Origin of the sequence: Rhodococcus jostii NBRC 16295, assembly GCF_001894825.1 — a bacterium.
Lineage (GTDB): Bacteria > Actinomycetota > Actinomycetes > Mycobacteriales > Mycobacteriaceae > Rhodococcus_F > Rhodococcus_F jostii.
In genome coordinates, this window is record NZ_BCWY01000001.1 from 44,269 (window position 1) to 58,395 (window position 14,127).

Annotated in this window: 14 protein-coding genes and 2 pseudogenes; 5 read left to right on the forward strand and 11 right to left on the reverse strand. The window is 66.8% G+C overall.

Annotated elements, in window-relative coordinates; translation table 11 throughout:
• Nucleotides 1–1,485 carry an NAD-dependent succinate-semialdehyde dehydrogenase gene (locus tag RJ1_RS00270; RefSeq protein WP_162850244.1) on the forward strand — a complete coding sequence of 495 codons (1,485 nt, stop codon included), beginning with the start codon at nucleotides 1–3 and terminating at the stop codon, nucleotides 1,483–1,485.
• 87 nt (nucleotides 1,486–1,572) lie between these two features.
• Here RJ1_RS00270 and solA read toward each other — a convergent pair whose 3' ends face one another.
• Entirely contained in the window at nucleotides 1,573–2,748 is a 1,176-nt protein-coding gene (solA, locus tag RJ1_RS00275) for an N-methyl-L-tryptophan oxidase (protein ID WP_073357911.1), read from the reverse strand.
• Nucleotides 2,749–2,929: 181 nt separating this feature from the next.
• Here solA and RJ1_RS00280 point away from each other — a divergent pair, with 181 nt between their 5' ends.
• Together RJ1_RS00280 and RJ1_RS00285 are read left to right on the forward strand one after the other, a co-directional pair.
• Nucleotides 2,930–4,207, forward strand: coding sequence for an amidohydrolase (locus RJ1_RS00280; RefSeq protein WP_073357912.1), 1,278 nt, complete (start codon nucleotides 2,930–2,932; stop codon nucleotides 4,205–4,207).
• 72 nt (nucleotides 4,208–4,279) lie between these two features.
• Complete coding sequence (locus tag RJ1_RS00285) at nucleotides 4,280–5,023, forward strand: GntR family transcriptional regulator (RefSeq protein WP_073357913.1); 744 nt, start codon at nucleotides 4,280–4,282, stop codon at nucleotides 5,021–5,023.
• Between the two features lie 320 nt (nucleotides 5,024–5,343).
• Here RJ1_RS00285 and RJ1_RS46620 read toward each other — a convergent pair whose 3' ends face one another.
• Nucleotides 5,344–5,643, reverse strand: coding sequence for a hypothetical protein (locus RJ1_RS46620; protein ID WP_162850226.1), 300 nt, complete (start codon nucleotides 5,641–5,643; stop codon nucleotides 5,344–5,346).
• Between the two features lie 93 nt (nucleotides 5,644–5,736).
• On the opposite strand from RJ1_RS46620, the pseudogene RJ1_RS47390 reads away from it, so the two are divergent.
• Nucleotides 5,737–5,874, forward strand: a pseudogene (locus RJ1_RS47390) (DUF1490 family protein); the annotation flags it as partial.
• A gap of 36 nt (nucleotides 5,875–5,910) precedes the next feature.
• On the opposite strand, the gene RJ1_RS00295 reads toward RJ1_RS47390, so the two are convergent.
• The 9 genes and pseudogenes from RJ1_RS00295 to RJ1_RS00330 all read right to left on the reverse strand — a co-directional run bounded on the left by RJ1_RS00295 (nucleotide 5,911) and on the right by RJ1_RS00330 (nucleotide 12,454).
• Complete coding sequence (locus tag RJ1_RS00295; protein ID WP_083400276.1) at nucleotides 5,911–6,276, reverse strand: WhiB family transcriptional regulator; 366 nt, start codon at nucleotides 6,274–6,276, stop codon at nucleotides 5,911–5,913.
• Nucleotides 6,277–6,331: 55 nt separating this feature from the next.
• The gene (locus RJ1_RS47395) at nucleotides 6,332–6,490 is read right to left on the reverse strand and encodes a hypothetical protein (RefSeq protein WP_240319596.1); all 159 of its coding nucleotides are present in this window, start codon (nucleotides 6,488–6,490) and stop codon (nucleotides 6,332–6,334) included.
• A 91-nt stretch (nucleotides 6,491–6,581) separates the two neighbouring features.
• Nucleotides 6,582–7,136 (reverse strand): annotated as a pseudogene (locus RJ1_RS48710) (ATP-binding cassette domain-containing protein); the annotation flags it as partial.
• A gap of 10 nt (nucleotides 7,137–7,146) precedes the next feature.
• Entirely contained in the window at nucleotides 7,147–8,106 is a 960-nt protein-coding gene (locus RJ1_RS00305) for an FHA domain-containing protein (RefSeq protein ID WP_073357914.1), read from the reverse strand.
• A gap of 389 nt (nucleotides 8,107–8,495) precedes the next feature.
• Nucleotides 8,496–9,134: an HD domain-containing protein gene (locus tag RJ1_RS00310; protein ID WP_073357915.1), complete on the reverse strand. Its 639-nt coding sequence runs from the start codon at nucleotides 9,132–9,134 to the stop codon at nucleotides 8,496–8,498.
• 80 nt (nucleotides 9,135–9,214) lie between these two features.
• On the reverse strand, nucleotides 9,215–9,706 hold the full coding sequence (locus tag RJ1_RS00315) for a Dps family protein (RefSeq protein WP_073357916.1): 492 nt from the start codon (nucleotides 9,704–9,706) through the stop codon (nucleotides 9,215–9,217).
• Nucleotides 9,707–9,864: 158 nt separating this feature from the next.
• Nucleotides 9,865–11,319 carry a catalase gene (locus RJ1_RS00320; protein WP_073357917.1) on the reverse strand — a complete coding sequence of 485 codons (1,455 nt, stop codon included), beginning with the start codon at nucleotides 11,317–11,319 and terminating at the stop codon, nucleotides 9,865–9,867.
• Nucleotides 11,320–11,381: 62 nt separating this feature from the next.
• On the reverse strand, nucleotides 11,382–12,101 hold the full coding sequence (locus tag RJ1_RS00325) for an MIP/aquaporin family protein (RefSeq protein ID WP_240319566.1): 720 nt from the start codon (nucleotides 12,099–12,101) through the stop codon (nucleotides 11,382–11,384).
• 80 nt (nucleotides 12,102–12,181) lie between these two features.
• Nucleotides 12,182–12,454 carry a hypothetical protein gene (locus tag RJ1_RS00330; RefSeq protein WP_073357918.1) on the reverse strand — a complete coding sequence of 91 codons (273 nt, stop codon included), beginning with the start codon at nucleotides 12,452–12,454 and terminating at the stop codon, nucleotides 12,182–12,184.
• A gap of 157 nt (nucleotides 12,455–12,611) precedes the next feature.
• On the opposite strand from RJ1_RS00330, the gene RJ1_RS00335 reads away from it, so the two are divergent.
• Entirely contained in the window at nucleotides 12,612–13,622 is a 1,011-nt protein-coding gene (locus RJ1_RS00335) for an NAD(P)-dependent oxidoreductase (RefSeq protein WP_255284852.1), read from the forward strand.
• The last annotated feature ends 505 nt before the right edge of the window (nucleotides 13,623–14,127 follow it).

The following is a 14,127-nucleotide window of genomic DNA, read 5'->3' on the forward strand; positions in this document are numbered from 1 at the left end:
ATGACCAGCATCGACGCGGCCACGAAACCCGGACTGGTCTCAGCTCTGGCGATTCCGGCCGGATTTGTCGCCGGAATCTGGCGGGAACCTGCCCACGGCAGAGTCTTCGAGGTGGTCGACCCCGCCACCGAACGGGTCGTCGCCGCCGCACCGGATTGCTCGGTCGCCGACGCTCGTCTGGCCCTCACGGCAGCACACGAGGCGGGCGAGACGTGGGCGCGGTTCCCGCTGCGCGCCCGCGCCGGCATCCTGCACCGCCTGTTTGAGCTTGTCCACGAACACCGCGAACGCCTCGCGGTGACGATCTCACTCGAGGTCGGCAAGACGCTGGCCGAAGCGCGTGGTGAGGTGGACTATGCCGCGGACTACATCCGTTGGTACGCCGAGGAAGCGGTCCGGCCCGCCGGTCGAAGCACCCCGTCTCCGGACGGTCGGTCCCATATCGTCACCGTCGCCGGACCTCTCGGCCCGTGCCTGCTGATCACCCCGTGGAATGTGCCGTTGGCGATGGCGACGAGGAAGCTCGCTCCCGCACTCGCTGCGGGCTGCACCGCCATCCTCAAACCCTCCGAATTGACACCGCTGTCCTCCCTGATCCTGGCCGAACTCGCTCTCGAGGCCGGTCTGCCACCCGGTGTGTTGTCGGTCCTGCCCACGACGGAGGCGGCGACCGTGTGCGCCGATCTCATGGCGGACGACAGACTGCGGAAGGTGTCCTTCACCGGCTCGACCGCCGTGGGGCGGATCCTGCTCGAGCAGGGCGGCCGGCGCGTCCTGCGGATGTCGATGGAGCTGGGCGGCAACGCCCCGTTCCTCGTGTTCGACGATGCCGACCTCGACACCGCTGTCGAGGAGGCCATGACCGCGAAAATGCGGATGGGCGGTCAGTCCTGTGTCGCCGCGAACCGCTTCCTGGTCCAGGACTCGATCGCCGACCAGTTCGCCGACGCGCTCGCGGCGCGGGTGAACGCCATGCGCGTCGGTCCCCCGGGCGCCGAGGGAGTTGACCTGGGTCCGCTCGTGTCCGCACTGGCAGTGGCCAAAGCCCGCCGTCTGGTCGAGGACGCCCTGGCGCGGGGCGCCTCACTGCGGGCGCAGGCAACCATCCCCGACGGACGCGGCTTCTACTATCCGCCAACCGTTCTCGACAACGTCGATCGCGGCGCCCGTATCTGCCGTGAAGAGGTCTTCGGCCCGGTGGCGGCCATCTCACGATTCAGCACCGAGGACGAGGCCCTCGCCCTGGCCAACGACACCGAGTTCGGGCTGGCGGCATACCTGGTGACCCGGGATCTGGGACGGGCGAGCAGGGTCGCCGGGCGGCTCCAGGCCGGGATGGTCGGCATCAACCGGGGTCTCGTCTCCAATGTCGCGGCACCATTCGGCGGCATCAAACAGTCCGGGCTCGGCAGAGAAGGCGGCGCCGAGGGCCTTCTCGAGTACCAACAGACGAAATACCTGGCCGTACCACCGCTGTACAGCTGAGCACGGCCAGGAGCACTACTCCGCCAGATCGTTCGCAGTCCCCAAGCGTCGCGGCACGGTCACCGCGTCACTTGGGGACTGCGCTCGTCATGCCGGAGTTCGGGTCTCCGGCGCCCACTCCTGGAGGTTTCGGCCGGGGGCGAGAAACTCCACATCCCGGTCTGTCGATCCCTCGATGATCTGATCGGCGACGACATCGCCCATGACCGGCGCGAATTTGAATCCAGCCCCGGAGAATCCACACGCCACCACAATCTGTTCCGTGCCAGGAGCCGCTCCGACCATCGGCTGACCGTCCGTGGTGTACCCCTCCATGTTGACCGTCGTCGTGACCGGATCCGGATGGAGCCCGGGAAAGTACTCTTCGACGACATCGCGGAAGTAGCGAACAATGCTGTGCCCCACGGTCAATGCCGGATTCTCGGTGTCATAGACGATGGGATGACCGCTGGTATAGATGCCGACCTTGACCGTAGCTCCATCGATGGTGGGAAAGCCGTACGCTCGGATGTCACCGACGCGTTCGAACACCGGAAACCGCGACGCCCGATAGGCGTCGACGTCGCGGGGCAGGTACCACGCCTGCACGAGCCGTCTCGGCAATACCGTCGCCGCGGCTGCCGGCAGCAGGTCCCGCGCCCACGGTCCCGGCGCCACCACCACGCGGCTGTAGCGGCGGGCACCCTCGGCAGTTCGCACCGTCACACCGGCACCGTCCGGCTCGACACCCAACACCCGGGTGTAATCGGAGACCGTCGCCCCGAGTGCCCGTGCGCGGTCCACGGCGGTGACGACACTGAGTTCGGGTCGGATGAAACCCCCGACGGGATCCGTGAGCGCCGCGTCGGTCGGCCGTACCAGGTGTTGGGGGAACCGTCGGGCGAGCTCCGTGCTGTCGAGCAGCTCGTGTTCGAGCCCCGCCGCCATTGCCGACTGATGGGCGAGGACCAGTGCGTCGCTGTCTTTCGGCCCGAGAATGAGACCGCCCGTAATCTGGAGCAATTCGCGCCCGGTGGTGTGCTCGAGTTCCCTCCACAGACTGAGTGCGTCGAGCGCCAGGGGGGTGCATTGACGAATGCGTTGGCTCTGCGCCGAGAATCGGCGGGTTTGACCGGCCGAGGCGCCGCGGTCGTGCCCGACTCCGAAGCGCTCGTAACCGTGGACCCGGACGCCACGCTCGGCCAGGCGCCACAGCGCCATGGACCCGATCGCTCCGAGCCCAACGATGGCGACCTCGGCGGCATCTTTCGAAGATGTTGTCATGGAGCTACTTTCGGTGTGGGGAGGGGCGGCCGGGGAGGCGGCCGTAGCTAGCGGAGTTGCTCCGATAGCGATGTCCGCGGCTGACCCGCGGACTCGGTTGTACATGTCACGCACATTCCACCCAGCATTCTGATATTTTACTAGAAACATCACAAATGTGTGGAGTGGACGGAGGACGACCGTGACGACAAGCCGGGACACGGAGCTGGTCTCGTTGCGCCGCGCGCTGCACGCCCGTCCCGAACTGGGATTCTGCGAGATAGAAACCGCAGCCCGCGTGATCGACGAACTCTCCACGGCGGTCGACACTCTCGAATTCGGCAGCACGATCTGCGCCGTCGCAGGACTAGCCGGCCTCCCGCCCGCCGAGGAACTCGACCATGCACGCCGCCGCGCACTCGAGGCGGGCATCGATGCCGAACTGGTCGAACGCCTCGGCCATGGCAACACCGGCGTCGTCGCGAGCGTGCGGGGACGTCGGCCCGGACCGGTCATCGCGCTGCGATGCGATATGGACGGACTGCCCATCACCGAGTCCGAGGACGCCGCTCACCTGCCGTTTCGCGGCGGCTTCGCCTCTGGGTACTCCGGCGTCATGCACGCCTGCGGGCACGATGGCCACGTGGCCATCGGTGTCACGTTGGCGAAATGCCTCGCTGCAGACAGGAACTTCGCCGGTGAGCTCCGGGTGATCTTTCAGCCCGCAGAAGAGGGCGTGCGTGGGGCGCGAGCGATGGTGGCGGCGGGCGCCGCGCGCGGCGTCGACGTGATGCTGGGGCTCCACCTCGGGATCGGTCTCGACGTGGGGACCGTCGCGAGCAGCACGACAGGTGTGATGGCCACCGAGAAGTGGAAGATCGAATTGAGGGGAGTCCCCGCACATGCCGCCCTGGCGCCGAGCGAGGGACGGAATGCGCTGTTGGGCGCCGCGACGATCGCTCTCGGATTGCACGCGTTGCCGCCGTTCGCGCAGGCAACCACCCGGGTCAACGTCGGCGCGATGACGGCCGGCACGTCGGCCAACATCATCGCCGACAGGGCAGAAATACACTGCGAACTGCGTGCCGACGACACCGCTGTCTTCGCGGAGTTGACCTCACGGGCCCGTGACGTCGTACTCGGCGCCGCCGGCATGTACGGGCTCGGCGCGAGGATTGATGTGCTCGGCGGCGCGGAGGTTGCTGTCTGCGACGCCGAGATCGTCGGAGTCCTGGACCGATGCGCACACACCGTGGACGGCATCACGAACGCTCTACCGACCGCCCCGATGTCCGCCAGCGACGACGTCACCCTCTTCATGAGCGACGTGCAGCGCCACGGAGGGAAAGCCAGCTTCGTCCTCGTGGGTGCGAGCAGCCCGGCCCCGCATCACCACCCTCGATTCGACATCGATGAACGGTCGCTGCCGATCGCGGCCGACTGGCTGGAACAGTTCATCCGCACACACGACTACGATTGATGATATTTCACGGTCTGTCCCACGGCCCCGTGGAGCAGGCAAGGGTCGACGACGACGAAGGAGTTCCAGACAGTGGAGATCACCGGCGGGGCGCGGGTTGGCTCTGCCACCGGCGCCAGTGCAACGGAAAACGCATATCGGCATATCAAGCGCCTCATCTTGACCAGCGAACTCGCCCCCGGAACCGAGTTACGCGAGGCCACACTCTCCGAATCGACAGGCTTCGGACGCAGCCCCGTACGCGAGTCGCTGCGGCGACTGGTGCAGGAAGGCTTCGTAGACGTCCGGGCTCGCCAAGGCTACCGGGTGTCGGTAGTGACCATGGCGAGCGTCAGAGACCTGTTCGAGATGCGGCTCCTCCTCGAACCGGCAGTCGTCGAGCTCGCGGCAGAGCGAGCGCCGATGGCCGAACTGGAGGCACTGCACTCACTCGCTCACCAAACGTACGTCAGCGGAGACATCCATAGCTACGAGAAGTTTCTCGAAGACAACCGCGAATTCCATGTTCGGATCGCAGAGGCGTCCGGCAACGAAATCTTCACCCGAACCCTCAGAACGTTATTGGAGGAAATGCAGCGGCTGTTCTTCATCAGCCTCGACGGGAGCGACTCTGTCTCAGAGCAGATGCACGAACACCACGACCTACATGATGCATTGCTGGCCCGCGACGGAACACGGGCGCGCGAGATCATGATCGCGCAGATCGAGGCCAGTCGAGAACGCGTCATGGAAGGACTGGTCGGAGCCGCCCAGCGACCGCGCCATGCAGCAAACGGGGTTGTCCTGTCAAGTTCGTCCTCAAAGCGAGGGCAGTAACGGACAGCGCGTCACCGACCGTCACCAGTCCGCGGACTACGGCCTGACGGTTGAAGCGTCGCGACGATCGCATGTTGCTGCGTACTAATGACTTTCTCATCAGGAAACCGCACCCCTCCCACGGAATTCGGGTGCAAGTATCGCGGAATCACCGTCGACGACCACCGGCTCACCGTCAGTGCGCTGGACGGGCGGTGCATCGCCCGCATCCGGGTCAGCGCCCCACCCGGCCACGGCCCGTCGACGACCCGAGATGAGCGGCGCACGCGGAACCCCGCCCGCGACGGTGGCGGAACCTGCCTCATCGACGGCTCGGGCAGTCATCGCTGCGGGTCGCCGGAGGCGCAAACCCCTGCGGCCAGATCCTCGACCCGTTCGCTGTGCGCGTGGCCCTCGGCCGCCGGGGCCTCGGCCTGGCGGCGCGTCTGTTCGTGCGCACGCGTGTCGATCACCCACTCCAGCGCGCCGACGACAGCCGTGACCAGCACGACGATCACCAGATCGCGGATCCCAGGCAGGTTCGCGTCCGCGTCCGGCCCGCACTCCCAACTCGTCCACGTCGCCGCCGGCGCCGCGGTCAGCGCGGACGTCACCGCCCTGCTGGTCCGGGCCGTGGGCAAGGGCTTCCTCGTGCGCGATCGGGACGGAGGCGGCGTCCAGGAATTCGTGCGACGTGGGCCGAGGTCCCTTACGGTCACCGACCTCCAGCGGATGCCTGGGGACCACGAGGTGCCCGGAAGGCGGAGGAGGGTGCCGAGTCGACGCGACTGAAGGTCTCCGACGTGATCGCCGAGGCCAAGGGCCGGATCGGCGAGGAGGTACCGCCACCGGCGGATCCCGCCGTCGGTCACGGCCGCGGGGATGACATCGACGGGTCCGCTGGTCAATTAGGCGGTGTCACGGACGTGGATGCGCCGTGCACACCGGTGGGCATCACGCCGCTTCGGTCTCTCGGCGGCCGCGCGCCGCCGGTCCTTCTCGGTCGTGCCACCCCATACGCCGTAGGTCTCGCCGGCGGTGAGCGCATGGTCCCGACACGCATCGATGACCGGGCACTGTGCGCATAGCGTCTTGGCGGCATTTTCGCGCCGTTCCCGCGCCTTTCGGCCTTCGCCGGTGGGGGAGAAGAACATCGCGGTGTCGGTGCCGAGGCACCGCGCGCGGGTCCTCCACCCGCTGCGGTGATCCGGCGGGGGCGTTCGCGGGGGCGGCGACAGGACCGCGAAAGATATCAAGGGCGAGGAGTCAGTCATCCACTAATGATAATCATTGTCTATAACGGCCCGGGTGTGCCCCTGCCGAGTTCGACTACGGAAGGGCGGCGGCGAGCGCTCCGCCGTGACGGCGGCGCCCGCAATCCATGTCGACGACATCATCGGCGAGCGTGTCCGCGACAGCGGCGTCGTGGCTGATGACGAGTAGGGAAAGGTCGTGGGCTCGTGTGAGGTTTGCCAGGATGTCGAGCACGCGCCGCTGTCCGACGGGGTCGAGGCCCGGTGGTCACTTCGTCGCAGATCAGCACCGACGGCGCCGCGGCGAGGGCACGCGCGATCGCGGCCCGCTGTGCTTCCCCGCCGGAAAGCGCGGCCGGTCGTTCCCACGTGATCTGCTCGTCGAGTCTCACCTGCTCCAACGCGGTGCGGGCCGCCGCTGCCGCCTCCCAGTCGGTGGCGCCGCGCAGCCGGAGGGGGCCGCGCACGATCTGTTCCCACACGGTCCGGCAAGGGGCGAAGGCCGTTTTGGCGTCCTGGAATACGTAGCCGATGGCGGCTTGTTTCCGGGCCCGCCGCCGCGTCGTTCCGGCCAATGGCCGGCCGTCGAGGAGCACACGGCCGGCGGTCGGCGGGTGCAGGCCGGCGAGCACCCGGGCCGCGGTGGTTTCGCCGCGGCCGGACGGACCCACCAACATCCACGCATTCACCCGGAGAGATCGAAGGCGAGAAGTTCTGCAACACAGCGTTAGCGCGGAATCCTGCGGTGACACCCGTCCATGGTTACTCGGGTGGTGGTCGCCGCGGTGGTTCTCGCACTGGTCCGGTTGGTGAAGCCGTGTCCTCCCACGCACGCCGCGGTCCAAGCGACCGACCGATGAATTGCTGTACAGCGCATCCATCAGGGTCTCGTTATTCGGGCTTGCCTCGAACAGACCGCAGTGCGGAGGCGCGCGCGATCGCCTTTGTGGCCAGTAGCAGGGGGTCCCCGATGCGTAGTGCGGGCGTCGGCCGATATCCGTGGTCGAGTAGCAGCGACCCGGCGGCCTCGAAAAGCGCTGCCATGTCGTCGATCACGTCGCCGCCGAGGATCAAGTACCCGATGAATCCAGGCGACGAGGAGGCGAATGGTTCCACTGCGAGCGCGTTGTGCAGCTCCCTCACGGTCTTCACGTAGTTGCGCGCAAGGTCGGTGATGGGGAGTGAGGTGGGCAGGGTGCCGGCGGTGTCGGCGTCCTGGACGACCAGGATCGACCGGGACAGATCCACGAGCAGATCATTCGTCGAGGTCGGCGTGAACCCGTAGTAGCCGCGTTCTGCAGTCCTGCCCGGCTTCGACCTTCGAACGCGATCGGCAAGGTTGCGAGCCTCCTGCTCTATCCGCTCGTCGGTACACCACAGTTGATCCTCGTCCAGGTTCACGGCGTTCTGCTCGGACGCTGCACCCGCCAGGGACAACAGATATGTGTGTGCCGCGTCCCGGTCGAAGTGGATGCCATGTTTCGCGAGAGCGGCGATGAATACCCGCACCCTCGTCCGGCCGGGGTCTGGACGGACCAGGCCCCGAAAGGTCATCACCGTGGTACCGACCTGAATGATGTCCCCCGATCGGAGCTGCCTCCGTCCGGCCAGTCGCTCGCCGTTGACGAAGGTGCCGTTGCGAGATAGCCCGTCATCGATGATGGACCAGTGCGTATCCCTCCACTCGATCGCCGCGTGGAGCCGCGACACCGTGCGGTCCCACGTCAGCGCGACGTCGGATCGGTGAGACCGCCCCACCGTCACACGTCCGGCAGCGGGATACAACATCAACTCTCGGGCACGCCCCTGCCCGTCTGTGTAGCACAGGCGTTCTCCCTCAATCCGGTTCATGACTACCCCGCGGAATCCTGAACCGCCGCGCAACCTTCGTCATTCGTCATTCGTCGCAGTCTTGCTTCCCCTCCGCGATCGGGTCGCGCCTTTCCGGGCACGTGCAGCCATGCTGTCACGGAGTGCGGGTGCGGTGAGGAGTCGCAGCATCGACTCGGCCATCCGAACACGTCCCCGCGCCGGTAGATCAGGCCCGCGCTGGTAGGTACGACCAGACCCGCGGTGGCTGGGTTCTCGGGCGCGACCACCGCCCGACCGCGATGATGGTCGGGAGGTCCGCCGGCCGGCATCCGTCGTGTCGGGAGGGTGTCGAGTGCCGGTCATTTCCCTGCCTCCTGGTGGTTGCTCGACGGGGGGTGTGCACCCGTGTTTCTCTCACCGAGACCGATCTATTCGGTCCAGCTCGAGTTCTGGATGACGTCGACGAAATCGATGTGGCGGTATCCGGGAACGATGTGCTCGAGCACATCGGCGTTGACGGTGCCGAAGGTGCTGTCCGGGCGATGTTTGAAGCCGTCGGTGAAGGCCTGCAGGATCTCCCTCTTGAAGTTGGGCCGTGGGTGCGCCCGAGTGATCTCCGCGATGATTGCTTCGGGCAGGTCGTCTCGTCCTATTCCGAGGACATCGGTCTCCACTCCCGCGGTCACCAGTGCAATCTCCGGCTCCAGCCGGTACGGCACCTCCGGGGTGGTGTGCAGTGCGATAGCCTCCCACACCGTGCGCACGTCGGCTGCGTCGATGCCGTGGCTGGTGAGAAACCGCTCCGCTGCGTCCGCGCCGTCGAGCTCGAAACGCTGAGTGTCGCCGCGAAACTTCTCCGTCAAGCCGAGATCGTGAAACATCGCGCCGACGTACAGCAGTTCTGCATCGGCTTTTCGCCCCAGCCGCTGACCCTGGAGCGATCCGAACAGAAAGACGCGCCGCGAATGGTGATAGATCAACGGTGACGCGGCTTCACGTACCAGTTCGGTCGCGTCCTTCGCCAGGGACGAATCGGGAATTGCGATGCCTGCGATAACGTCGGTCATGATGACCTCCTGAATTGTTGGTAGTACACGGAACTCGGGCCGCAAGAACTCATGATCGTGATTGCGCCCGGCGTTCGTCTTCAGATTTTCCGGTTCTCGGACTTGAGCATCCAGGCGGCCTTCTCCAGGTCGTCGATGATGCGGTGCAGGAGGTCGGCGGTGGAGGGGTCGGCGGCGTCGACGTCGTCGTGGACGGAGCGGATGGTGTCGACGGCGGCATAGATCCCGATGGTGACGAAGTCGACCGTGTCGGTGGTGCTCTGCTCGGCCGGCGGAATTGCGGGCAGCGTCGTGCAGGCCGTGACGGTGTCCGATCGTCCGTCGGGGACCGCGTCGAGCGCGCGCATCCGCTCGGCGATGGTGTCGCTGGCTTCGCGTGCGGTGTCGACGATGTCGTCGAGTTGCAGATGAAGGTCGCGGAAGTTGGTGCCGACGAGATTCCAGTGGGCCTGTTTGCCCTGCAGATGCAGTTCGACGAGATCAACCAGGACCTTCTGCAGGTTCTGCGGCAGACTGGGCGGGGTCTCGAACTCCCGCACCTCATGGTCGGGCCGACGGCGTGAAGTAGTCATGACATTTCCTTTCTCAGTGGCGTCGGGCAACACACACGTGCGGTGTTGCACAACGTTTCTTGTTATCGGTTGGAGCGGTGCGCCCGGCGACTGTGTCGTGGGCCCTTTCATTCCGCTGTCGAGGGCCTCGGCGCCGGCCAGCTCGCAACGGCGCATGTCTATCCCCGGCGAACGCCCTTCTCGATCCGCTCGCCCAGGTCTTTGTCGACGTTGCGCCAGTACTCGAAGGCACGGTGCAGGACCGACTCGGTGACGCCGCCGAGGAGGTGTCCGACGATGTTGTTCGCCAGCCGCTCTCGCTGGGCGTCGTCGAGGACGTCGCGGACGAGGGTGCCGGCTTGGCCCCAGTCGTCATCTTCGGCTCGCAGGGTGTAGGCGGTGCGCACCATGTCGCCGTCGGTGTGCCAGCCCGCGGGTTCGCCGTAACGCTGGGTGTCGGCTTTCGGTCCGCCCTTGGAGTTCGGCGCGTACACCGGGTCCGAGACGGTGTGATACCGCATCGCACCGTCCTTGCTGTAACTGTGTACGGGCGTGGTGGGTGCATTCACCGGCAGTTGGTTGTAGTTCGCGCCGATCCGGGCCCGGTGCGCGTCGGGGTAGGCGAACATCCGGCCCAGCAGCATCTTGTCGGGGCTCGCCCCGATGCCGGGCACGAGGTTGCTGGGCTCGACGGCCAACTGCTCGATCTGGGAGTGGTAGTCGGTCGGGTTGCGGTTCAGGGTCATCCGGCCGACGTCGATGAGCGGGTAGTCTGCGTGCGGCCACACCTTGGTCAGGTCGAACGGGTTGAACCGGTAGGTCTTGGCGTCCTCGAACGGCATGACCTGCACCTTCAGCGTCCAGCGGGGGTGATCGCCCCGCTCGATCGCTTCGAACAGGTCGCGGGTGTGATAGTCCCCGTCCGTGGAGGTCAGTGCGTCGGCCTCGGCCTGCGTGAGGCACTCGATACCCTGGTCGCTGATGAAGTGGTACTTCACCCAGAACCTCTCACCCGCCGCGTTGACCCACATGTACGTGTGCGAGCTGTACCCGTTCATGTGCCGCCAGGTGCGGGGAATTCCGCGGTCGCCCATCAGCCAGGTGACCTGGTGCGCCGACTCGGGTGAGAGGGTCCAGAAGTCCCATTGCATGTTGTGGTCGCGGAGATTGTTGTCGGCGCGGCGCTTCTGCGAGCGGATGAAGTGCTGGAATTTCATCGGGTCGCGGAGGAAGAAGACGGGGGTGTTGTTGCCGACCATGTCGTAGTTGCCCTCGCTGGTGTAGAACTTCAGGGCGAAGCCGCGGGGGTCGCGCCAGGTGTCGGGGCTGCCGCGCTCGCCGGCCACCGTGGAAAAGCGGGCCACCAGGTCGGTGGTGATGCCCGGCTGGAACAGTCCGGCCTGGGTGTAGGCGCTGACGTCGTGGGTGACCTCGAAGTGGCCGAAGGCGCCGCTGCCCTTGGCATGGGGCTGGCGCTCGGGGACGCGTTCGCGGTTGAACTGGGCGATCTGCTCGATCAGGTAGTGGTCGTGCAGCAGGATCGGTCCGTCCGGGCCGACGGTGAGCGAGTGCTCGTCGCTTTCGACCGGGGTGCCGGCATCGGTGGTCGTCGGTGTGGGCTCTGTGTTGGTCATTGTCGTGTCTTTCGGCTGGTTGTGGAACGGGGAAGCTGGGTTGGGCCGCTGTCGCGGGGCGATCATGTGTCGTCGGGGTTGATGGCGAGGAAGGCGGCGCCGGCGGCGGCGCCCGCGACGAGTTGGGCCACCAGGTACACCCACAGGGTCGGCCAGGCGAACATTCCCATCACTGCGGCGCCGAATGTGACCGATGGGTTGAACGCCCCACCGGAGATTCCGCCGACCGCGAATGCTCCTGCCACGACGGTGAATCCGATCGCCAGCCCGTAGAACGAGTTGTCCGGGTGGCTCTTGCTGGTGGCGACGTTGAGCATCACGTAGCACAGGGCGAAGGTGAACAACAGCTCCACCGCGAACGCGGCCACCAGGGTGTGACCGGACAGGTGCAGCGTCGCCGAGAGGGTGGACTGCGCGGGATCGACGACCTCGCGTACCACTACTGCGGCGAGTACGCCGGCGGCGAGTTGCGCGGTCCAGTATCCGGCGGCGTCATGGACGCCGATTCGGTGTCGCACCAGTACCGCCAGGGTCACGGCAGGGTTGTAGTGCCCACCGGAGACGTGGCCCCCGGCGTAGATCATCACCATCAGGGCCGCACCGATTGCCAGCGGGGCGAACGGGCTGCCGCTGCCGGCGGCCGTCCCCACCGTGAACACCAGAAAGAATGTTCCGATCAGCTCGACCGTGTATGTCGATAGTGCCCGGCGGGCAGCACTCGCCCCGCCGCCCTCCGACGCTGCATGGGTGGGGACCTGGGTGGTTTCCTGGGATGTGGCCATGTCGAGACTCCTCGAATTACTCTGCGGGACTGCCGGAATCGTGCTTCAGTCAGTCGTTGTCAGCCCTGCCGGCCTCCCGGTTACCACCCACGGTGACCGCCGAACTCCCTGTGCCCATGATTGTCAAACGGACGGCCGGGCTCGAACGGTCCGGACGGCCAGGGCCACGCCCACGGGAAACCGGAATTCGGCATATCGGTGACAGTCCCGGTGGAGCCGGCGACGACGCGGGCCGCCGGCCCCGCCACTTCGTCGAGTGTTGGTGCGGCGGCGGCGGCGGTACCGGCGCCGAGCGCCGTCAAGCATGCCAATGCGGTTGCGGCAACCGCGGCGCGGGCAGTGATCCTCTTCATCGCTCTCACCTTTCATAGTCGAGTTGCGCAGCCTGCCGCCGAGCGTGTGATGGTTGGTGCGTCACCGAGCGCGGTCGGCTGAGGTCCGATCGATCGTTCGAGTCAATGGTTCGCCGCACCGGGCTCGACGTCTGCACCGCCAGCAGGACTCTTCGGGGTGCAGCTAGCAGGAATCCCGATCTTCCAGGTAGCGGCGATCACACGGCCGCTCGGTGCGAGCGAGACTTGTTCAACGCGACGTGGAGGACAACGGCGCTTCGGAACGAATACCACAGCGACACAGGAGGCCATGATGGACATCGCAGTGCTGGGCATGGGACGGATGGGGCGTGCGCTCGCCGGGAGGCTGCTCGAGGGCGGACACCGGGTGACGGTCTGGAACCGCTCGACGGGCAAGACCGGGGAGATCGTGTCCGCCGGCGCCAGACAAGCGCAGAGCGTCACCGACGCGGTGGACCGTGTCGATGTCGTGGTCACCATGCTGGCCGACGACGCCGCGGTCAGGGCCGTGGCGTTCGGCGAGTTACGGTCGTCAATCGGCGGGGAAACCATCTTCGTCGACTGCTCGACCGTGTCGCGGAAGCTCAGTGGGGAACTCGCCGAGGTGTTCTCCGCTCGGTTCCTCGCCATGCCCGTTGTCGGCGGTCCCGCCGCGGTGAGCGCGGGGCAGGCGACGTTCCTCGTCGGCGGCGACGCCGGCGTCGTGGACCGCCTGGGCCCGGTGATCTCGTCGCTGACCGACAACGTCCGGCGATATGACACGGCGCCGCTGGCCGTCACCGCCAAGCTGGCGACCAACCTCTTGCTGCTCTCGGAGGTGGTCGCCCTGGCCGAGTCGTTCGCGGTGGGGCGTTCGGGCGGTCTGCGGGACGACCAGTTGCGGGACCTGCTCGGCACCAGCCCCCTGGTGGCGCTCGGATTGAGGAATCGGTTCGAGGGTGTGCTGACCGGCTCACCGGACGGGTGGTGGACCACGGTGCTCGGCGCGAAGGACGCCGGTTTGGCGCTCGACATCGCCCGCGACGCCGATCTCGAGCTTCCGGCGGCCGCGGTGGTGCGGCACCTCTACGACACAGCGGCGTCATCCGGACTGGAGGATGCCGACATCGCCGCCGTCACCGACCTCTACCGCAGCCCGTCACGCACCGCCGCGCCGCAGGGGCGGTGAACCACGCGGTGCGGTCCCCGCGGGGCGCTACGGAAGCGGGGGAGTGGCACATGCTGTTCCGTAAGCGGGAGTACTTTCGTGGCGTTGGCGCGCAAGACATTTCGCGCGGGGCAGTGGACGCCTGTCAGGTGTCGCAACCCGCGCACTCGGCGTCGGTCGCCAAGCTGGAGAGCGGGAGCGGAACGTCACGCCGTGCATGTGCGCAGATACTGCCCTGTACTGCCGCTCTCAATCACTGTCCCGGTGATCTTGGCGGGGCGGACCCTGCAGGCGTCGCCGCGACGCTCGGACTGCCACACGGATCGGCGCCAGCTGTCCCAGGTTCCTCGGGGACGGTGCGGACCCGACGGGCACTCGCTCATCGCTTCGGGTGTGGATCGATCCCGACCAACTGTTGTGCGTCATACTCGTTCATAGGGTCTCCTCCGTCCTGATGGGACAGTCGAGACCCCCGGCTTTCGCTTGGAACCACGAGGAGTGGGAGTGCCGCCCCTCAGCGCTTCGA

Bases quoted from the DNA above. Each gene is read 5' to 3' on its own strand.
- RJ1_RS00270 (WP_162850244.1), top strand. From the start codon at position 1: ATGACCAGCATCGACGCGGCCACGAAACCCGGACTGGTCTCAGCTCTG.
- solA (WP_073357911.1), bottom strand. From the start codon at position 2,748: ATGACAACATCTTCGAAAGATGCCGCCGAGGTCGCCATCGTTGGGCTC.
- RJ1_RS00295 (WP_083400276.1), bottom strand. From the start codon at position 6,276: ATGACTGACTCCTCGCCCTTGATATCTTTCGCGGTCCTGTCGCCGCCC.
- RJ1_RS00305 (WP_073357914.1), bottom strand. From the start codon at position 8,106: ATGAACCGGATTGAGGGAGAACGCCTGTGCTACACAGACGGGCAGGGG.
- RJ1_RS00310 (WP_073357915.1), bottom strand. From the start codon at position 9,134: ATGACCGACGTTATCGCAGGCATCGCAATTCCCGATTCGTCCCTGGCG.
- RJ1_RS00315 (WP_073357916.1), bottom strand. From the start codon at position 9,706: ATGACTACTTCACGCCGTCGGCCCGACCATGAGGTGCGGGAGTTCGAG.
- RJ1_RS00320 (WP_073357917.1), bottom strand. From the start codon at position 11,319: ATGACCAACACAGAGCCCACACCGACGACCACCGATGCCGGCACCCCG.
- RJ1_RS00325 (WP_240319566.1), bottom strand. From the start codon at position 12,101: ATGGCCACATCCCAGGAAACCACCCAGGTCCCCACCCATGCAGCGTCG.
- RJ1_RS00330 (WP_073357918.1), bottom strand. From the start codon at position 12,454: ATGAAGAGGATCACTGCCCGCGCCGCGGTTGCCGCAACCGCATTGGCA.